Source organism: Streptosporangium sp. NBC_01469 (assembly GCF_036227305.1).
GTDB lineage: Bacteria > Actinomycetota > Actinomycetes > Streptosporangiales > Streptosporangiaceae > Streptosporangium.
Genome location: NZ_CP109465.1, coordinates 8,712,794 through 8,731,608, shown reverse-complemented (window position 1 = coordinate 8,731,608; position 18,815 = coordinate 8,712,794). Strand labels below are relative to the sequence as shown.

Below are 18,815 nucleotides of genomic sequence, written 5' to 3'. Positions count from 1 at the left end.
CCGTCGCTGGCCGTCCCGGGCACGGGGTCTCACTAGTGGCAGAGCACGACGCTCAGGTTGCTGGGCCTGCCGGACTGGCAGCCCAGGACCGTGAGGGTGCTGCCGCCGCCACCGCCGTGGCCGCCGCCGTCGGGGGTCTCCAGGGACTGCAGGTCGAGAAGAACCATGGGAGTTGCTCCGTTTCTACGGGGTTCTACGGGTTCTGGATTCTGTGGAACGGGAGGACTAGTGGCAGAGCAGGAGGCTCAGGTTGCTGGGCTTGCCGGACTGGCAGCCCAGGACCGTGAGGGTGCTGCCGCCACCGCCGCCGCCACCGTGGCCGCCGCCGGGGGTCTCCAGGGACTGCAGGTCGAGAAGGACCATGGGATTGCCTCACTTCTGATGGGAACCGAACCGATATGGAGAAATCGAGTGCCTAGTGGCAGAGGACGACGCTCAGGTTGCTGGGCTTGCCGGACTGGCAGCCGAGGACCGTGAGGGTGCTACCGCCACCGCCGCCGCCGTGGCCGCCGGTGGGGGCCTCCAGGGACTGCAGGTCGAGAAGAACCATGTCGTTACACCTCCTTCCGCTGTGTGTCGTGGGGGCCAAACCGCCCGGCGGATCCGTGCGCGGACACCCCTGACGGGGCGCTCGTGCCGACGGGCGGTTCGATGAAGGGGAGGAACACCGGCCGGTCGTGCAGCACGGCGCTCATCGCGAACAGGACTCCGGCCGTACCGGTCGCGAAGTCCATCGAGAGCCTGAGCAGCTGGTTGCCGGGGAAGGCCAGCCCGCCGCCGTGGGGCAGCGCGTGCCAGTCCAGCCCGCGGAGTTGCTCGGCCAGGTCTGTGTGGTCGGTACGGGGGGCGTCCGGCCCGGTGCCCAGGCCCCAGCCGAGGGCGCCGATCATGCCGCTCCGGCCGGTGAACAGGCCGGACTGCACGAAGTAGCGTCCCCGGATGACACGCCGGCAGCCGTCGAGCGCGGTGCGGAAGTCCTCGTCCTCCCGGTGGGCCAGGTAGCGGGCGAGGACCATGCCGATGCCCACCGACCCCTCGTCCAGGTAGGGCAGCGTGCGCCAGCCCTGGTCGACCTGGAGGGTTCCGTCCTCGCCGGTGACGCAGCGCCGCAGATCCTGCCGGAGCGCCACGGCCGCCCTGTCGAGCAGCGACGCGTCGCCGGTGCGCTCGTAGGCGTGCAGGAGGAGAAGGGCGGGCCCGGAGGAGCCGTACATCAGTCCGGCCCGGGGGTGGCTGCCGCCGCTGACCTCCGGCACGTCATCGGGCCCGCCCAGCCTGTCGGAGCAGATGTCGGTGATCTGCAGGGCCACCTCGGTGAAGGCCCGCTCGCCGGTGGTTCCGCCCAGGTGGAGAAGATTCAGGCCCATGCCGGCCAGGCCGCTGAACAGCCCGAGCTCCAGCGACTCCCACTTCTGGCGCAGGCACAGGTCGGCGGTGTCGATCGCGTCCTGGCGGTGCCCGAGCAGGTCGAGGACGTAGGCCACGCCGTGCAGGCCGTCGTAGAACCCGATCCCCGTCCCCGGGTCGGGGGCGAGCGCCTTCGCGCGCAGCCAGTCCTCGTACTCGGGACGGCGCTCGGCCCCGGTCCTCGCCAGCGCGTAGAGCACGCCCGCCGCGCCGTACGCGAGGTTGACGCCCCCGCCGGGCTGGAACTGGGCGACGTCGCCGGGGAAGAGCCGGTCCTCGCGCTCGGGGGTGGCGCTCGCCAGGATGGCCCGGGTCATCGCCTCCCTGAGCCGGGGCCAGCTGTCGCGTCCCGGCCTCGGGTAGGGCGTGGCCGCCGCGGGCTCCGCGCCCGTGACGGTCCGGACCGCCTCGTCGAGCACCTCGCGCGGTACGGGGAAGGTCTCGCCGATGAGCCTGGCCAGCTCGGCCACCTTGGTGCGGTCGAGCGGCAGCATGATCGTGAGCTGGGGGGCGAAGAGTCCGAGGCAGAGGCAGGCGAGGGCGTACAGGTCGACGTCGACGCCCTGCCTGTCGGCCGGCGCGCCGAACGCCGGGTGGGCGAGCGCCGCGCGGCCGCGGTCCTCGGTGAGGGTCGCCACCTCGTAGTCGATCAGGGTCAGGCGGCCGTCCGCGGTCACGAGGATGTTGTTCGGGTGCAGGTCGCCGAAGACCACCCCGCGCTCGTGCAGGGACTCGATCGCCCGCCGCACCTTGGGGAGCATGTCGAGCACCCAGGCGGTGTACTCGGTGAGGGCCTCGTCGTCGCAGGTCGCCCTGGTCAGCGGGTATTTGTGGACGAGCTGCCGCTGGAGCGGGTTGCCGTCGACGAACTCCTCGACCAGGAAGTGGTGCCCGCCCAGGGTGAAGTAGTCGATCAGCGCGGGAACCGCGTCCAGCCCGGACAGACGCTCCAGCATGTCGCGCTCGTGCGCCAGCCGCGCCACCGCGTCCCGGCCGGCGGCGTCCAGGCCGGCGTGCGGGCGGGCCTCCTTCAGCACGACCCGCTCCCCGGTGCGCAGGTCCTCTCCGAGGTAGACGCCGCCGCCGTTGGAGAACTGCATGACGCTCTCGACCCGGTACGGCAGTCCCTCGGTGGTGACCGCGTTGCGGGCGGCCACGTGGGATTCGAGGAAGGCGGGCAGCGTCACCCAGGACGGCACGCCGAAGGCGGGTTCTCGCACGTCGGGGACGAGCCGTCCGTCGCCGTCCTCGATGGCCAGCACCAGCTCGCCGTTGTCGGCCAGGCAGCGCCGCCCGGCGAAGCCGCCGTACCGCACGAAGAGCGGGCCCTGGCCGTAGCGGAGGTCGCTGAGGATGTACGGCCCCTCGACGCCCCTGAGCAGCTCGTCGAGCTCCTTGAGCGTGAGCTCCAGCTGCGCCTCGTCCACCGGGTAGATCGTCACGAGCTTCCCGCTGGCGCCACGGGGGGCGGCCTTGGAGTTCAGCATGGTCATGACCGGCAGGCTGCGCAGGAACTTGAACGCGATGTCGCGGGGGACGCAGTAGTCCCAGACCGCCTCTATGGCGCGGTCGGCATCCTCTGCGCGGGCAGAGACATGGATCTTCCAGCCCTGGGCGGGTGTGCGACCGGCGAGCGGCGCATAGTGCATCCAGGTGTCGGTCGCCTGGTGCTGCCAGTCGTCTGGGACATCTCGGGCAGCGAGCGCGAAATCGGGGTGATCACCTCGGCGACCGTCAAGCGTGTCATAAAAAAGCGGGTCCGCCAGGCAATAAAGCTCATACTGGTCATCCACGGCATTCTCCCCTGCTGTCTTCCAGAAGAGAGAATTACGGATAACCCGAGAAACCACTAGTTACAAACTCAACCACTCGTATATGCGAAACTCACAGTGCCGACCGTGAAGGTGTGCGCTACCTGCGCTTTCGCGGTAAACGTGAAGATCATTCGGGAAAATTAGCAGGAACCTCGGCTATCAGGGTGAACCACCCGTCCGCGCCGCCGGCCACCCGAACCGTGCCGCCCAGCTCACCCATGCGGTGGCCCAGGTTGTCCACGCCGCTGCCGGTGGAGGGCGCCTCCTGTCGGGGAGCCCCGTCGTTGACGACGGTCAGGCGCAGCCGGCCGCCGTGCTCGACCAGCTCGATCGCGCACCGCCTCACCTGGCTGTGCCGCAGCATGTTCGTCACGCCCTCGCGGACCACGGCGCCCAGCGCGGCGCTCACGACCTCGGGAAGCTCGTCCACGTCCACCCGGACCGAGCAGTAGGCCCCGAAGCCCTCCAGCAGGGTCCTGGCCCGCGCGGCCTCGCCGGAGAACGACAGCCGGTGGGCGGCCTTCGACACGTCCCGCACGGCGTGCGCGGCCTGCCGCACCGCCTGCAGCACCTCTTCCAGGTCCTCGCGCAGGCGCGCGTCGCCCTTCGCCTTCCGGTGGGCGAGCTCTCCCTTGATGGACGCCAGCCAGAGCCAGTGCCCCACGATGTCGTGCATGTCGCGGGCGAACCCCTCGTACGCTCTGCTGAGCGCCCTCTCCCGCTCGGCGCGGAGCCGCCTGATCCGCAGGACGAGGGCGAGCGTCACGCCCAGCGAGGCCAGCAGGATGCCCGTTCCGGCCGCTCCGACGAGGTAAGCGGGGTGGGGCATGGAGCGCCTTTCGCAGGAGAAATGATATCCCCGCTAATAAACTCAAAAAAGTCGTTAAATGTCAATCAAGAAGAGTGGTTCTGTGACACGATACGGAAGGGTGAGGAGCATCATAAAATCAGCATGAAATGCGGTGATATAGCCCGACTAATACTCTGTCCGTGAATCGTGACCATCTTGTTGTCATGCTTCCTGACGGTGGTCGTGGCGGTCAACGGGGCCGGATGCGGTGGCGTCTCCGGCACGGCCGGGGCCGGCGGGCGACGACCCGGCCGTCTCCACCGTCTTTTCGCGCGGAATGGGCGACTTTCCCGTCGGCGAATTGGCGAACCGGCGAATCGTGAGCCGGCGAATGGCCGGACCGCCCGGACGTGACCGTCGAACCCGGCGACCGGAGGCGTTCCGGTGGGGCCGCGCGGCAAGGGGAGGACAGGGCCTCAGGTGTTCCGGGGCTCTCTCAGATGAGCCTGAGCGCCGAGGGAAGCAGCAGGTAGGCCCCGGCCACCAGGCACGCGCCCGCCACCACCAGGAACAGGAACACCCAGAACCCGCCGGGCAGGAAGGTCAGCCTGGCGAGCTGGTCGGCGTCGGAGTCGGGCGCCTGGTGGCGGCGCCGCTTACGCTGGAGCTCCACGATCGGCCGTACGCCTCCCAGCAGCAGGAACCACACGGCCAGATAGGCCAGGACCGCGTCCATGTCGGGCGCCGCGTACCAGGTGAAGGCGAAGATCGCGCCCCCGGTGACCAGCAGGCTCACCACGCCGAACAGGTTGCGGATCAGCAGCAGCATGCAGAACAGCAGCCCGATCACCATCGTGATCAGCACCGCCACGTAGCCGGAGGCGGTCAGCCACGCCCCGCCCAGCCCCAGCAGGGATGGGGCGACGTAGCCGGCGGCGGCGGTCAGGATCATGCCGAATCCCCGGGGCTTGCCCCTGGTCAGGGTCACGCCCGAGGTGTCGGAGTGCAGCCGGATGCCCTCCAGCTTGCGCCGGGTGAGCAACGCCACCAACGCGTGCCCGCCCTCGTGGGCGATGGTGATCAGCCCCCGCGACAGCTGCCACGAGGTGGACCACGACACCACGCCCAGCGCGGCCAGGGCGGACAGCAGCACGACCCACAGGGGCGGCCCGGAACGGGTCGTGGTCAGGGTCACCCAGAGGTCGGACAACGCTCGTTTCTCCTTCGCGGCGTGGGAGCAAAGCGTCCCACGACTTCCGGTGTGCTGGCGATAAAGTCGGAACCGTGCCGAGCGTGATTCCCGAACATCCCCCACCCGTACGCCCGCCGGCTTCACGTGCTCGACCGGCTCGGGCTCGGCGACGACCGGCTCCGTGCGGTGTGCTGGAACAACGTGGACAATCTCCTCGACCTTTCCGCGCACTACACTCGGTCGGCAGGACATTGATGACCGGGAGAAACTCGTGAACGATCGGAACGCCGAGCTCATCAAGACGTTCTACGAGGCCTTCGCGCGCCGCGACGCCGACGCGATGGAACTCTGCTACCACCCCGACGCCACCTTCGGTGACCCCGTCTTCCAGGACCTCGAAGGACGCGACAGGGTCATGGGCATGTGGCGGATGCTGCTGGGCCGCAGCGCCGACCTCGACGTGACCGTCCGCGACATCACCGCCCGCCCGCACGAGGGCACGGCGCACTGGACCGGTCGTTACACCTTCGGCAAGACAGGCAGGAAGGTCGTCAACGAGGTCGACGCCCTCTTTCGCTTCGAGGACGGCCTGATCGTCCGCCACCACGACGACTTCGACCTCAGGCGCTGGTCCAAGATGGCGATGGGCCGGCCGGTCGGTATCGTCCTCGGCTGGACCCCGATGCTCAGGGCGAAGATCCGTACCACCGCGATGCGGTCGCTGCAGGAGTTCATGAGCGCCCGATGAGGAGAGACGCGTGACCGACCGGCGAATGCGGGGCCTGCGGAGCCTGATGCGCGGGCGTCCCGGCACCGGTCAGGAGTCTCCCGAGCGGTCGATGGACCCCAGGTCCGTCGGCGACGGGAGGCCGGTCCCGCCCCGCTCGCGCGTCATCGACAACGCGATCTACGTCAACGGTCATCGCGCCGCCACCCCCGAGTCGCTGCCCGAGGCCTTCGAGTGCCTGAAGAACACCCCGGAGAGCATGGCCTGGATCGGCTTCTACCGGCCGGAGGAGAACGTCATCCTCAACGTCGCCGAGGAGTTCGACCTGCACGAGCTGGCGGTCGAGGACGCCATCGTCGCCCACCAGCGGCCCAAGGCCGACCGCTACGGAGACACCCTGTTCGTGGTGCTCCGCCCGGCCCGCTATCTCGACGAGGCCGAGGAGGTCGACTTCGGCGAGCTGCACGTCTTCGTCGGCCGTAACTTCGTGATCACCGTACGGCACAGCGAGGCGCCTGACCTGTCCCAGGTCCGCCGCCGCATGCAGCACGACCCCGAGCTGCTCGGCCAGGGCCCGCAGGCGGTGCTCTACGCCATCCTCGACGCGGTCGTGGACGGCTACGCCCCCGTGGTCGCCGGCCTGCAGAACGACATCGACGAGATCGAGGTCCAGGTCTTCGGCAACGAGCCCGGGGTCTCCCGCCGCATCTACGAGCTGTCGCGCGAGGTGATCGAGTTCCAGCGGGCCACCCAGCCGCTCCTCGGCATGATCGAGGGCTTCATCGCGGGGGCCGCCAAATACGGGGTGGACCAGGAGCTGCAGAGATACCTGCGGGACGTGGCCGACCACGCGATCACCGTCGCCGAGCGGGTCGGCGGCTTCCGCCAGATGCTCCACGACATCCTCGTGGTCAACTCGACGATGGTCGCCCAGGCCCAGAACGAGCACATGACCAAGCTCACCGAGGCGAGCAACGCCCAGAACGATGAGGTCAAGCGGATCTCCGCCTGGGCCGCGATCCTGTTCGCCCCCACCCTCGTCGGCACCATCTACGGCATGAACTTCGACGTGATGCCCGAGATCCACTGGAAGTGGGGCTACCCCTTCGCGGTCCTGCTCATGGCGGGCGTCTGCCTCACCCTCTATCTGGTGTTCAAACGCCGCGACTGGCTATGACCCCGTCGGGCCACGGACCACCGGCCCGGGGCCCGACGATGAGAATCAGCCGAGCTTGGTCAGAATCAGATCCAGCTTGCCTTCCATGGAGTCCATCCGGCCCTCCATGGACTCCATCCGGCCTTCGAGGGAGTCCATCCGGGTGTTCATCCTCATCTCAAGGTTGCCGACCTTGCTGTCAAGGTTGTCCACCTTGGTCTCCAGGCCGTCCACCTTGGTGGAGAGCGCGGAGAGATCCTCCTTGGTGGCCATCCGGTTCATGATCTCTTCGAACATCGGCGCGGTGTAGGTCATGACCTCCTCGCGGATGATCTTGGGGAGATCGTGCAGGGTCTCCTTGATGTCCGCCAGGTCCTCACCGGTCCTGAAAGCCCAGGCCTCCAGGTCCACCACACGCTGAACGGTGCTCTTGGTCGCCACGTCGGGCATGTTACCTCCTGCTCGGGGGAATGGAGGGACGGTCTGCCGACGGGCCGGGGTCATGACCCGTGACGGCGTGCGACCAATTGAACACGTTCCGGTGTGGGGGTGGGGTCGATTCGGGGATTCCGAACCGGAGGGCGGGTCAGCCGAGCAGCTTGCGGGCGGCCGCCTCGATCTCGTCCTCCGACAGCAGCACGTGCCTGGCCGCCTCGCCCAGCGGGATGAAGCTGTCGGAGGAGGTCACCCGGGCGATCCTGCCGGTGAAACCCGCGTCGAGCAGCTCGGCGACGATGCTCTCCGAGACGCCCCCGGTACGGCGGGTCTCGTCGGCGATCAGCACCTTGCCGGTCAGCTCCGCGGCCCGCATCAGATCCTCCACCGGCAGGGGGGAGAGCCAGCGCAGGTCCAGCACCCGGCAGCTGTGCCCCTCGGCGGTGAGCCTCACCGCGGCGCGCAGGCTCATCCGCAGGCCGTTGCCGAAGGTCACGATGGTCAGGTCGCGACCGTCGCCGTAGCTGCGGGCACGCCCGATGGGGACGTGCGTCTCCGCCCACCGGGCCGGGGGGGCGTACGGGGAGAGCCAGCCGTTGTCGCCCTCCTCGAACATGTCGCGGGTGTTGTACAGGGCGATGGGCTCGAGGAAGACGCAGACGCTGCCGTCGACGCGGGCCGCGGCCAGGCAGGTGCGCAGCATCGAGGCGGCGTCGTCGGGCCGGGCCGGGGAGGCCACGACCAGGCCCGGGATGTCGCGCAGCGCGGCGACGGAGTTGTCGTTGTGGAAGTGGCCGCCGAAGCCCTTCTGATAGGCGTAGGAGGCGATGCGCACCACCATCGGGTTGCGGAAGGCCCCCTGGGAGAAGAACTGGAGCGTCGCGGCCTCGCCCCGGATCTGGTCCAGGGCGTTGTGCAGGTACGCCAGATACTGGATCTCGGGCACCGGGAGCAGGCCGGAGACCCCGGAGCCGAGCGCCAGGCCGAGCACGGCCTGCTCGTCGAGATGGGTGTCGAACACCCGGCCGGGGCCGAAGCGTTTCTGCAGGCCGCGCGTGACGCCGTAGACGCCGCCCTTGCGCGCCACGTCCTCGCCGAAGACCAGCACGTCGGGGTGGGCGGCCAGGGAGTCGGCGAGCGTGCGGTTGACGGACTGGGAGAAGGTCAGCGGGCCCTCCCGCTCGGGGAGCCTGCCGGCGAAGGCCTTCGATCTGGCGTCCGGGGCCGCCACCCCGGCGCTGGCCGCGGCGACGGCGACGGGGGTGCGCGGGGCCAGCGGCTCCACGATGTCGAAGGCGGAGACCAGCCGGGGCCGCCGCGAGCTCTCCATCGCCATCTTGAACAGGTGCTCGCGCGTCGTCTCGTACCGGAGCAGGAGCTCGTCGGGAGTGGTCAGGCCGGCCTCGACGAGCAGCCTGGCGGTCGCCACGAGCGGGTCGCGCGCCAGGTCGGCGTCGATCTCCCGCTTGGTCCGGTAGGACAGCTCCACGTCCGAGCCCGCGTGGCCCATCAGCCGGACGGTGCCGACGCGCAGCAGGGCGGGTGCGCGGTGCACGCGGACGTGGTCGGCGGCGGCCAGCGCCATGTCGTGGACGTCGGCCAGGTCGCAGCCGTCGGCCTCGAAATACCTCATCAGCGGGTGGCGGGCGGCCTTGACCCAGCCGTCGGGGGTGCGCACGCTGATGCCCAGGCCGTTGTCCTCGCAGACGAACAGGATCGGCAGCGGCAGCTTCTGGTACGAGCCGTAGGCGGCCGTGTTGAGGCCGGAGAGCGCGCTGGCGTGGTTCATCGAGGCGTCGCCGAAGCTGCAGGTCACGATCGCGTCGGCGGGCCACGGCCCCGTCAGGCCGAGCTGGCGGGCGCGCTCGACGGCGAAGGCCACGCCCACCGCGCGGGGCAGGTGGCTGGAGATCGTCGAGGTCTGCGGGATCACCGCCAGGCCGGGGTGGCCGAAGACCTTGTGCCGCCCGCCCGCGATCGGCTCCTCGACGGAGGCGGTCAGGCCGAGCAGCACGTCGCGCAGCCCCTCCTCGGGCAGCCGCCCCGCCATCGCCGACCTGGTCAGGTAGAAGGCGCCGGACCGGTAGTGCAGGAGGGCCGGGTCGGTGGCGCGCAGCGCGGCGGCGACCGCGGCGTTGCCCTCGTGTCCGGCCGAGCCGATCGTGTAGAAACCCTGGCCCTGCTCACGCAGCCAGCGGGCGGTGACGTCCAGCAGCCTGCTGCCGAGCTGGAACTCGAACAGCTCGCGGCATCGCGCCCCCGTCAGGGTCGTGCCCTCACGTACGGGCAGGCCGGGATCGCGCGGCGCCCCAGGGGAAAGGGCGGTCACGGCCTCGGTGAAATGAGTCTCAACAGTGTCGCGCGCCACAGCCCGATTATGTCCCCCATCGACGGATGCCGTCCTGAACCTTGACATCTTTGGTGCGCACATGGTGGTGGACCGATCGTGCTTAACCACTATTCATGACAGCTTGTCAGGCATGATTTTACGGTCCGTCCGATGAAATGAGCGGGAACTCCGGAGCCGGAACTCCCAGGCAGGGGCGGGCGGGCCGAAGGCGCGGGAGCGCCCCGGACGGTGTGCGCGCATTCGTTTCCTGGCCCTGTGTTCCGATCCGTGAGTATCCAGCCCCCTGTTGCCACAAGCCGTTCCCGCTGCGGACTTCCCGTGGAGGGTGTCTTTGCCATCGGCGGGTACGGCGGCTGCCAGCATCTTCGGAGTTCACGTCCATCCCATCAGTCACATGAGTGGAGACACACATGCTTGGAAAACTGATTCTCACCGGGGCGGTGGGGGCGGTCGTCATGCTGCCGGCCACCGCCCACGCCGTCGTGCCGTTTCCGGATACGGCGCCGTCCGTCACGGCGCTTTCCGCCGGCACGCCGGTCCCCGGGATACCGGCCCCCGCCGCACCGGCCACCGGGAGGGCGCCGGCGCCCGGGAACCCACCGGTGCCGGGGGCCGCGTCGATGTCCGCGCTGTCACCCTCGGTCGCGACGCCGCCGCCCGCCCCGCAGCCCGCGGCCGGGGTGCCCACGGCCTCGGTGCCCGGGACTCCGCCACCGCCCGACACGACCCCACCCGGCGCCACCCCGCCTGGCACCACCCCACCCGGCACCACCCCGCCGCCCGACACGACCCCGCCGGTCGACACCACTCCGCCTGGCAGTACCCCGCCGGTCGACGGCACCCCGCCCGGCACCACCCCGCCGGTCGTCGTGCCCCCCGAGGTCGCACCGCCCGTGGTCGCCCCGCCGGTCCAGGTCGCACCGTACCCGGTGGTCTTCGCCGCGCCGGGTACGCCGCTCGTGGTCGCGTCGGCCGTGGCCGCCTGGGCGGGAGCGCTCTGCTCGCCGGTCGGCGTCGCGACCGTGGCCGCTCCGTGCCTGTGACCGGTTCACGCCGGTGACCGGCCCGCGTTCGTGACCGCCCGGCGCCGATGACATGCCGGTGACCGTGCTGGTGATCATGTCGACGACCGTGCCGGTTACCGGTCGCCGTACCGCTCCGGCGGGCTCGTGCGGCCCGTGCGGACCCCCTCCCGGCTCAGGCCGGTTCTGAGCGCCCTCCCGCCGCCCCCGGGCGGGAGAAGGCATCTTTGCCGATACGAGCCGCAAAACAAGAAGAGTCTTGTGAAAGCAAGCCCTTCTTGACGGGCGGATCGGAGAAGGATGGAAAGGAGTGACGCGGGAGAGGAGCCGCAATGCCGGTACGGGACGAGGGACGACCGGTGGTCGTCGGATACGACGGCTCGGCGGAGAGCCGGATGGCCCTGCGATGGGCAGTCGAGGACGCCCGCCTGAGATTTCTTCCGCTGCTCGTCTGCCACGCCTGGCAGTGGCCCTACCCCAGGCTCTCCCTCGCCCCGGAGACCACCGAGGTCGTACGCCGCATGGGCAGGCGCGTCCTTGAGAGCGGGCTGATGATGGCGCGGGAACTGGCGCCCAGGGTGCCGCTGCGCGGGCAGCTGGTGGAGGGAACCCCGGCCGCGGCCCTGGTGGGCCTGTCGAACTCCGCGGAGCTGATCGCGATCGGCCCGCGTGGCGCCGGAGGTCCCGACGAGTTGCGGATCGGCTCGACCGTCGAGGTCGCCGCGCACGCCCACTGCCCGGTGGCCGTCGTCAGGCGGCCCGGCCACCCGCGCGCCGGCCGTGTGGCGATCGCGGTGGAGGACGCCGGCATCGACTCGCCGGAGTTGGGCATCGCCTTCGAGGAGGCGAGGCTGCGCAGGGCGGCGTTGCTGATCATCTGCCTCTACTCCGAGGACGTCGGTGACATCAGGTCGACGTCGGTCCGTTTCAACACCAACGTCGCGGTGTGGGAGGAGAAGTATCCCCTGGTGGAGGTGGAGACCATGATCGAGACGCGGCCCCACGTCGAGGTGCTCCGCCACGCGGCCGACCGTTCGGACCTGCTGGTGGTTCCCGACCGGGAGCGTCACGACCCGCTGGACCCCGCCATCGGCCCGGTCTGCCAGGTGATGCTGCGCGAGGCGCCGTGCACGGTCGTGGTGACCCCCTCGCAGGCGTGGAGCCCGTCCAGGCGAGGGGAACTCTTCGCTAGAAGTTAGCAATCCCTAACCCTGGGCGGCGGCCAGCGCCGCACGGGCCATGCCGCGCAGCAGCTCGGCCATCGCCGCGGGCGGCAACTCGCCCGCGCTGTGCGGGGTGGAGTTGAGCAATCCGAAGACGGCGTGGGTCGCGGCGCGCAGCCCTGCCTGGGGGCGCCCCGGGTAGAGCTCGCTCAGCACGGTGACCCACTCCTCGACGTACAGCCGCTGCAGCCTGCGGATCCGCCGCCGCGCGGGCTCGGGGACGTTGCCGAGTTCCCTGTCGTGCACGGTGATCAGTGCCGGGTGGCTGAGTGCGAACTCGATCTGGCAGCTCAGCAGGGCGTCCAGCGCCTGCTCGGCGTCGGCGGCCTCGGTCACGCGGCGCGCGCCCGAGGTGTGCAGCCGCTCGCTGACGTCCAGCAGCATCTCGGCGAGCAGGGCCTCCTTGCCGCTGAAGTGCCGGTAGAGGGCCGGGCCCGAGGTGCCGACCGCGCCGCCGATGTCCTCGATCGAGACGCCGTGGAAGCCGCGCGCGGCGAACAGCTCCGCCGCGGCGTCCAGGATCTCCGTGCGCCGGGAGCCACGGTTGCGGGTGGAGGGCTGAACAGTCGTCACCTCTCGCATGGTAGACGGTAACGTTAATAATGACTAACATCTGCGGTGAAGTGATGACCGGTGACCGGTGGCGACGGAGCCAGACGGGCCGGGCACGCCGGATATACCGGATATGCCGGACGGGGAGGCTCGAATGAGTGGCTGGCCGGTGCTGCGGAGCGCCTGCGACCCGGGTGACGAGGGTTTCAAGCGCAACGCCGAGGTCAACGAGCGCCTCGTCGCCGATCTCGGGGAACGCGTCGCCGTGGCGGGTCTGGGCGGCCCGGAGAGGTCGCGCGCCCGGCACGTCTCCCGGGGCAAGCTGCTGCCCCGCGACCGCGTCGACTCCCTGCTCGACCCAGGCTCGCGCTTCCTGGAGCTCTCCCAGCTGGCCGCCAACGGCATGTACGGTGACGCGGCCCCCGCCGCCGGGATCATCACCGGGGTGGGCCGCGTCTCCGGGCGCGAGTGCGTGGTCGTCGCCAACGACGCCACCGTCAAGGGCGGCACCTACTACCCGATCACCGTCAAGAAGCACCTGCGGGCCCAGGAGGTCGCCCTCCACAACAACCTGCCGTGCGTCTACCTCGTCGACTCGGGGGGCGCGTTCCTGCCCAGGCAGGACGAGGTCTTCCCCGACCGCGAGCACTTCGGCCGGATCTTCTACAACCAGGCCACCATGTCGGCGCGCGGCATCCCGCAGATCGCCGCGGTCCTCGGCTCCTGCACGGCGGGCGGCGCGTACGTCCCGGCGATGAGCGACGAGGCGGTGATCGTCCGCAACCAGGGCACGATCTTCCTCGGCGGCCCGCCGCTGGTGAAGGCCGCCACCGGCGAGGAGGTCAGCGCCGAGGAGCTGGGCGGCGGCGACCTGCACGCCCGCGTCAGCGGCGTCACCGACCACCTCGCCGACGACGACCGCCACGCGCTGCGGATCGTCCGCGACATCGTCTCCACCCTCGCGCCGCGCACCCCCCCGCCCTGGGAGCGCGCGCCCTCGGAGGAGCCCGCGCACGACCCTCGCGACCTGTACGGCATCGTCCCCGCCGACACCCGCACGCCCTACGACGTCCGCGAGCTCATCGCCCGGATCGTCGACGGCAGCAGGTTCGGCGAGTTCAAGGCCGAGTACGGCGCCACGCTCGTCACCGGGTTCGCCCGCCTCCACGGCCACCCCGTGGGGATCGTCGCCAACAACGGCATCCTGTTCGGCGAGTCGGCGCTCAAGGGCGCCCACTTCATCGAGCTGTGCGACCGGCGCAACATCCCGCTGGTGTTCCTGCAGAACATCAGCGGGTTCATGGTCGGCAGGGCGTACGAGGCGGGCGGCATCGCCAAGCACGGCGCGAAGATGGTCACCGCCGTCGCCTGCGCCCGGGTGCCCAAGTTCACCGTGGTCGTCGGCGGCTCGTTCGGGGCCGGCAACTACGCGATGGCCGGGCGCGCCTACTCGCCTCGGTTCCTGTGGATGTGGCCGGGAGCCCGCATCTCGGTGATGGGCGGCGAGCAGGCCGCCAACGTCCTGTCCACCGTGGGCGACGCCGACCCCGACGCCATCCGCGCGCAGTACGAGGAACAGGGCAACCCCTACTACTCCACCGCCCGCCTCTGGGACGACGGGGTCATCGACCCCCTCGACACCCGTACCGTCCTGGGCCTGGCCCTGTCCGCCTCGGCCAACGCCCCCCTCGAACCCGTCGGCTACGGCGTCTTCCGGATGTGACCCCACCCATGACCCACTCACCGCCACCCCGTCGGATGTTCGACACCGTCCTCGTCGCCAACCGCGGCGAGATCGCCCTGCGGATCACCCGCACCCTCAGGAGGCTGGGCATCCGCTCCGTCGCCGTGCACAGCGACGCCGACGCCGGGGCGCGGCACGTCCGCGAGGCCGACGTCGCGGTGCGGCTCGCCGGAGGTTACCTCGACGCCGACGGCATCCTCGCCGCCGCCGCGGCGACCGGCGCCCAGGCGGTGCACCCCGGGTACGGCTTCCTCGCCGAGAACGCGGCCTTCGCCCGGCGCTGCGCGGCGGCCGGGCTCGTCTTCGTCGGCCCGCCGCCGGAGGCCGTGGAGGCGATGGGCGACAAGATCCGCGCCAAGGCCACTGTCTCCGCGGCCGGTGTCCCCGTCGTCCCCGGCGGCGCCGAGCCCGACGACGACCTGGCCGAGGCGGCCGGGCGGGTCGGCTTCCCCGCGCTGATCAAGCCCTCGGCGGGCGGCGGGGGCAAGGGCATGGTGCTCGTGCGCTCCGCCGCGGAGCTGCCGGAGGCGCTGGCGTCCGCCCGCCGCACGGCCGCCGCCGCGTTCGGCGACGCGACCCTGCTGATCGAGCGGTTCGTGGAGAACCCCCGGCACATCGAGATCCAGGTGATGGCCGACGCGCACGGCGGCGTCATCCACCTGGGCGAGCGCGAGTGCAGCCTCCAGCGCCGCCATCAGAAGATCGTCGAGGAGGCGCCGTCCCCGCTCCTCGACGCCGCGACCAGGGCCGCGATGGGCGCGGCGGCGGTCGAGGCCGCCAGGTCCGTCGGCTACACCGGCGCCGGGACGGTCGAGTTCATCGTCCAGGGCGCGACCGGCGACTACTACTTCATGGAGATGAACACCCGCCTGCAGGTCGAGCACCCCGTCACCGAGCTGGTCACCGGCCTGGACCTGGTCGAGCTGCAGCTCAGGGTCGCCGCCGGCGAGCCCCTCCCGCTCACCCAGGACGAGGTGCGCCTCGACGGCCACGCCGTCGAGGCCCGCGTCTACGCCGAGGACCCCTCCCGCGGCTTCCTGCCGACCGGCGGCCGGGTCCTCGCGCTGCGCGAGCCGCCGGGGGTGCGGGTCGACTCCGGGCTGATGGCCGGGGGTCTGGTCGGCAGCGACTACGACCCGATGCTGTCGAAGGTCATCGCCTGGGGCCCCGACAGGGCGGCGGCCCTGCGGCGGCTCGACGGCGCGCTCGCGGCCACGGCCGTGCTCGGGGTGCCCACCAACATCGCCTTCCTGAGGGCCCTGATCGGCCACCCCGCCGTGGTCGCCGGAGACCTCGACACCGGCCTGGTCGAGCGCCACCTCGACGAGCTGGTCCCCGGCGAGGGCGTCCCCGCCGACGTCCTGGCCGCCGCCGCCCTGGTCCTGCACCACGAGCACGTGCCCGCCGTGTCCTCCGGGGCGCCCGCCGACCCGTGGGACGTCCCCGACGGCTGGCGGCTGGGCGAGGCGGCCTGGACCGTCTACCGGCTGGAGACCCGCGACGGCGTCTGCGAGCTCAGGGTCCGCGGCCTGCCCGCCTCGGGAGCCGAGGTCCAGCTGCCCGGCGCGGAGACCGTGCGGGCGCGGCTCACCGACGAGGGCGGCGGGAACGACGGGGGCGGCGGGGGCGCTGACCTGCTCGTCACCCTCGGCGGGACCGCGCGGCGCTACGCCGTCGCCAGGGACGGCGACACCGTCTGGCTCGGCCGTGACGGCGACGCCTGGGCGCTCACCCGCCGCCACCTGGGCGATCCCGGTGACCGGGCCGGCGCGGGCAGCCCCGGGGACGGGCTGGTCCGCAGCCCGATGCCGGGCACCGTCCTGGTGGTGAAGGCCGGCCAGGGGGAGCGGGTCACCGAGGGACAGCCGCTGCTCATCGTGGAGGCGATGAAGATGGAGCACACCGTGACCGCGCCGATCGGCGGGGTCGTCGCCGAGCTGCGGGTCCGGGCGGGCCAGGCGGTCGCCATGGACGCCGTGCTGGCCGTGGTCCACGGGGAGGAACCGTGACGGGCACCGCGCCGGTCGCGCTGGCCGTATGGGAACGGCCGGTCGCGCCGGCCGTACGGGAACGCCGGGAGATCGCGACGCGGGCGGTCAGATGGGCCGTGACGCACGACGACGGCGGGGTCACGACCGGATGGGTCGCCGAGGTCGCGACGCCCCCTGCCACGGGGGCCGTGCGGCGCGAGCCGGTGAGGGGGGCATGATGCGCGAGCCACAGCGGGTCCGGGCGGCCGGACTGCCCGAGCGGGTCACGATCTACGAGGTCGGGCCGCGCGACGGGCTGCAGAACGAGGCCGCGGTCGTCCCCGTCGAGGTCAAGGCCGAGTTCATCGCCCGGCTCGCCGCCGCGGGGCACCGGGTGATCGAGGCCACCAGCTTCGTGCACCCCAAATGGGTGCCCCAGCTCGCCGACGCCGCGGAGCTGCTGGCGGGCATGGAACGGGTCCCCGGGGTGCGCTACCCGGTGCTCGTCCCCAACGAGCGCGGCCTCGACCGCGCGCTCGAACACGGCGTCGAGGAGATCGCGATCTTCGCCAGCGCCACCGAGACCTTCGCGGGCAGGAACCTCAACCGGACGCTGGAGTCGCAGTTCGAGATGTTCGAGCCGGTCGTCGCGCGGGCGCTGGCGCACGGCCTGAAGGTGCGGGCGTACGTCTCGATGTGCTTCGGCGACCCGTGGGAGGGACCGACGCCCGTCGCCCAGGTCGTCTCCGTCGGACGCAGGCTCCTCGACCTGGGCTGCTTCGAGCTGTCGCTCGGCGACACCGTCGGGGTCGGCACCCCCGGCCACGTCGCCGCGCTGATCGAGGCCTTCGGCGGCCCCTCCCGGCTCGCGGTGCACTTCCACGACACCTACGGCCAGGCCCTGGCCAACACCCTCACCGCCCTGCGCGAGGGCGTGACCGTCGTCGACGCCTCCACCGGCGGCATCGGCGGCTGCCCGTACGCCGAGAGCGCCACCGGCAACCTCGCCACCGAGGACCTGGTCTGGATGCTGCACGGTCTCGGCGTCGAGACCGGGCTGGACCTCTCCTCGCTGGTGGAGACCAGCACCTGGCTGGCCGCGAGGCTCGGCCGCCCCAGCCCGTCGCGGGTCGTCCAGGCCTTGGGCGAGAACCCGTCCCGCACCACCGCAGAGAACGTCGAGGAGTGATCATGCCCAAGCTGACCGAGGAGTACGAGGAGCTTCGCAAGACCGTCGAGGCGTTCGCCCGCGACGTGGTGGCCCCGGTGATCGGGGACCTCTACGAGCGCGAGCAGTTCCCCTACGACATCGTGCGGCAGATGGGCGCGATGGGCCTGTTCGGGCTGCCGATCCCCGAGGAGTACGGCGGCATGGGCGGTGACTACTTCGCGCTCTGCCTCGCCCTGGAGGAGCTGGCCAGGGTCGACTCCAGCGTGTCGATCACCGTCGAGGCCGCGGTGTCGCTGGGCGCGATGCCGATCTACCGGTTCGGCACGCCCGAGCAGCGCGCCGAGTGGCTGCCCCGGCTGACGTCGGGCGAGATGCTCGGCGCCTTCGGCCTCACCGAGCCCGGCGGCGGATCCGACGTGCCCGGCGGCATGCGCACCACCGCCGTGCTGGACGGTGACGAATGGGTGATCAACGGTACGAAGGCGTTCATCACCAACTCCGGCACCGACATCACCGGCGTCATCGGTGTGGCCGCGATCACCGGCGAGCGGGCCGGGGGGAAGAAGGAGATCTCCACGATCCTGGTGCCGTCCGGCACCCCCGGCCTCACCGTCTCGAAGAAGTACTCCAAGGTGGGCTGGAACTGCTCCGACACCCGCGAGCTCTCCTTCGACGACTGCCGCGTCCCGGCCGGGAACCTGCTCGGCGGGCGCGGGCGTGGCTACGCGCAGTTCCTGCAGACCCTCGACGAGGGCCGCGTCGCCATCGCCGCCCTGTCCACCGGCCTCGCCCAGGGCTGCGTGGACGAGTCGCTGCGCTACGTCCGCGAGCGCCACGCGTTCGGCCACCCCATCGGCCACTACCAGGCCATCCAGTTCAAGATCGCTGACATGGAGGTCCGCACCCACACCGCCCGCCTGGCCTACCACCACGCGGCCGAGAGGATGCTCGCGGGCGAGCCGTTCAAGAAGGAGGCCGCCATCGCCAAGCTCGTCGCCGGCGACGCCGCCATGGACAACGCCCGCGACGCCACCCAGATCTTCGGCGGCTACGGGTTCATGAACGAGTACCCGGTCGGCCGCTTCTACCGCGACGCCAAGATCCTGGAGATCGGCGAGGGCACCAGCGAGGTCCAGCGGATGCTGATCGCCAGGGAACTGGGGCTGTCCGGCCTCTGACCCGCTGAAACCCCACTCACGTCGAAGGCCGTCCGGCGGGGGTGTGCGCAGGCCGGTGCGCGCCCCTCGACCGGCCGCACCGGC

The 18,815-nt window shown here is 71.2% G+C and carries 18 protein-coding genes; 9 read left to right on the top strand and 9 right to left on the bottom strand.

What is annotated here, in order from left to right; all coding sequences use genetic code 11:
• Positions 1-32 precede the first annotated feature (32 nt).
• The 6 genes from OG587_RS37980 to OG587_RS37955 form a co-directional block, all read right to left on the bottom strand.
• Positions 33-167, bottom strand: a complete 135-nt coding sequence (locus OG587_RS37980) for a SapB/AmfS family lanthipeptide (RefSeq protein WP_329083641.1) — start codon at positions 165-167, stop codon at positions 33-35.
• A gap of 58 nt (positions 168-225) precedes the next feature.
• On the bottom strand, positions 226-363 hold the full coding sequence (locus tag OG587_RS37975; protein ID WP_329083640.1) for a SapB/AmfS family lanthipeptide: 138 nt from the start codon (positions 361-363) through the stop codon (positions 226-228).
• A gap of 52 nt (positions 364-415) precedes the next feature.
• Positions 416-550, bottom strand: coding sequence for a SapB/AmfS family lanthipeptide (locus tag OG587_RS37970; protein ID WP_329083639.1), 135 nt, complete (start codon positions 548-550; stop codon positions 416-418).
• Positions 551-554: 4 nt separating this feature from the next.
• Positions 555-3,200 (bottom strand): class III lanthionine synthetase LanKC, encoded by a 2,646-nt coding sequence (gene lanKC, locus OG587_RS37965; RefSeq protein WP_329083638.1) that lies wholly within the window; start codon positions 3,198-3,200, stop codon positions 555-557.
• Between the two features lie 148 nt (positions 3,201-3,348).
• Complete coding sequence (locus tag OG587_RS37960; protein ID WP_329083637.1) at positions 3,349-4,050, bottom strand: sensor histidine kinase; 702 nt, start codon at positions 4,048-4,050, stop codon at positions 3,349-3,351.
• 457 nt (positions 4,051-4,507) lie between these two features.
• Positions 4,508-5,221: a M50 family metallopeptidase gene (locus OG587_RS37955; protein ID WP_329083636.1), complete on the bottom strand. Its 714-nt coding sequence runs from the start codon at positions 5,219-5,221 to the stop codon at positions 4,508-4,510.
• A 253-nt stretch (positions 5,222-5,474) separates the two neighbouring features.
• Here OG587_RS37955 and OG587_RS37950 point away from each other — a divergent pair, with 253 nt between their 5' ends.
• Positions 5,475-5,951, top strand: a complete 477-nt coding sequence (locus tag OG587_RS37950; protein WP_329083635.1) for a nuclear transport factor 2 family protein — start codon at positions 5,475-5,477, stop codon at positions 5,949-5,951.
• 10 nt (positions 5,952-5,961) lie between these two features.
• Complete coding sequence (locus OG587_RS37945; RefSeq protein ID WP_329083634.1) at positions 5,962-7,107, top strand: magnesium and cobalt transport protein CorA; 1,146 nt, start codon at positions 5,962-5,964, stop codon at positions 7,105-7,107.
• A gap of 45 nt (positions 7,108-7,152) precedes the next feature.
• On the opposite strand, the gene OG587_RS37940 is transcribed toward OG587_RS37945, so the two are convergent.
• Both OG587_RS37940 and OG587_RS37935 read right to left on the bottom strand, forming a co-directional pair.
• Entirely contained in the window at positions 7,153-7,536 is a 384-nt protein-coding gene (locus OG587_RS37940; RefSeq protein ID WP_329083633.1) for a DUF2730 family protein, read from the bottom strand.
• Between the two features lie 136 nt (positions 7,537-7,672).
• A complete protein-coding gene (locus OG587_RS37935) occupies positions 7,673-9,889 on the bottom strand; it encodes a thiamine pyrophosphate-dependent enzyme (RefSeq protein WP_329083632.1) in 2,217 nt (738 codons plus the stop codon).
• A 392-nt stretch (positions 9,890-10,281) separates the two neighbouring features.
• Here OG587_RS37935 and OG587_RS37930 point away from each other — a divergent pair, with 392 nt between their 5' ends.
• Together OG587_RS37930 and OG587_RS37925 are read left to right on the top strand one after the other, a co-directional pair.
• Entirely contained in the window at positions 10,282-10,914 is a 633-nt protein-coding gene (locus OG587_RS37930) for a hypothetical protein (protein ID WP_329083631.1), read from the top strand.
• 311 nt (positions 10,915-11,225) lie between these two features.
• Positions 11,226-12,092 carry a universal stress protein gene (locus OG587_RS37925; protein WP_329083630.1) on the top strand — a complete coding sequence of 289 codons (867 nt, stop codon included), beginning with the start codon at positions 11,226-11,228 and terminating at the stop codon, positions 12,090-12,092.
• Positions 12,093-12,098: 6 nt separating this feature from the next.
• On the opposite strand, the gene OG587_RS37920 is transcribed toward OG587_RS37925, so the two are convergent.
• Complete coding sequence (locus OG587_RS37920; protein ID WP_329083629.1) at positions 12,099-12,698, bottom strand: SACE_7040 family transcriptional regulator; 600 nt, start codon at positions 12,696-12,698, stop codon at positions 12,099-12,101.
• A gap of 124 nt (positions 12,699-12,822) precedes the next feature.
• Here OG587_RS37920 and OG587_RS37915 point away from each other — a divergent pair, with 124 nt between their 5' ends.
• From OG587_RS37915 to OG587_RS37895, 5 genes are read left to right on the top strand one after another with little or no spacing between them, the layout of a single operon-like run.
• Positions 12,823-14,391, top strand: coding sequence for a carboxyl transferase domain-containing protein (locus tag OG587_RS37915; RefSeq protein ID WP_329083628.1), 1,569 nt, complete (start codon positions 12,823-12,825; stop codon positions 14,389-14,391).
• 35 nt (positions 14,392-14,426) lie between these two features.
• The gene (locus tag OG587_RS37910) at positions 14,427-16,421 is read left to right on the top strand and encodes an acetyl/propionyl/methylcrotonyl-CoA carboxylase subunit alpha (RefSeq protein ID WP_329083627.1); all 1,995 of its coding nucleotides are present in this window, start codon (positions 14,427-14,429) and stop codon (positions 16,419-16,421) included.
• On the top strand, positions 16,418-16,621 hold the full coding sequence (locus tag OG587_RS37905; RefSeq protein ID WP_329083626.1) for a hypothetical protein: 204 nt from the start codon (positions 16,418-16,420) through the stop codon (positions 16,619-16,621). The genes OG587_RS37910 and OG587_RS37905 overlap by 4 nt, the downstream gene beginning before the upstream one ends.
• On the top strand, positions 16,618-17,571 hold the full coding sequence (locus OG587_RS37900; protein WP_329083625.1) for a hydroxymethylglutaryl-CoA lyase: 954 nt from the start codon (positions 16,618-16,620) through the stop codon (positions 17,569-17,571). The genes OG587_RS37905 and OG587_RS37900 overlap by 4 nt, the downstream gene beginning before the upstream one ends.
• A 2-nt stretch (positions 17,572-17,573) precedes the next feature.
• Positions 17,574-18,731 (top strand): acyl-CoA dehydrogenase family protein, encoded by a 1,158-nt coding sequence (locus OG587_RS37895; protein ID WP_386266486.1) that lies wholly within the window; start codon positions 17,574-17,576, stop codon positions 18,729-18,731.
• Positions 18,732-18,815: the final 84 nt, after the last annotated feature.

Bases quoted from the DNA above. Each gene is read 5' to 3' on its own strand.
- OG587_RS37980 (WP_329083641.1), bottom strand. From the start codon at position 167: ATGGTTCTTCTCGACCTGCAGTCCCTGGAGACCCCCGACGGCGGCGGC.
- OG587_RS37975 (WP_329083640.1), bottom strand. From the start codon at position 363: ATGGTCCTTCTCGACCTGCAGTCCCTGGAGACCCCCGGCGGCGGCCAC.
- OG587_RS37970 (WP_329083639.1), bottom strand. From the start codon at position 550: ATGGTTCTTCTCGACCTGCAGTCCCTGGAGGCCCCCACCGGCGGCCAC.
- OG587_RS37960 (WP_329083637.1), bottom strand. From the start codon at position 4,050: ATGCCCCACCCCGCTTACCTCGTCGGAGCGGCCGGAACGGGCATCCTG.
- OG587_RS37940 (WP_329083633.1), bottom strand. From the start codon at position 7,536: ATGCCCGACGTGGCGACCAAGAGCACCGTTCAGCGTGTGGTGGACCTG.
- OG587_RS37930 (WP_329083631.1), top strand. From the start codon at position 10,282: ATGCTTGGAAAACTGATTCTCACCGGGGCGGTGGGGGCGGTCGTCATG.
- OG587_RS37925 (WP_329083630.1), top strand. From the start codon at position 11,226: ATGCCGGTACGGGACGAGGGACGACCGGTGGTCGTCGGATACGACGGC.
- OG587_RS37920 (WP_329083629.1), bottom strand. From the start codon at position 12,698: ATGCGAGAGGTGACGACTGTTCAGCCCTCCACCCGCAACCGTGGCTCC.
- OG587_RS37915 (WP_329083628.1), top strand. From the start codon at position 12,823: ATGAGTGGCTGGCCGGTGCTGCGGAGCGCCTGCGACCCGGGTGACGAG.
- OG587_RS37910 (WP_329083627.1), top strand. From the start codon at position 14,427: ATGTTCGACACCGTCCTCGTCGCCAACCGCGGCGAGATCGCCCTGCGG.
- OG587_RS37900 (WP_329083625.1), top strand. From the start codon at position 16,618: ATGATGCGCGAGCCACAGCGGGTCCGGGCGGCCGGACTGCCCGAGCGG.
- OG587_RS37895 (WP_386266486.1), top strand. From the start codon at position 17,574: ATGCCCAAGCTGACCGAGGAGTACGAGGAGCTTCGCAAGACCGTCGAG.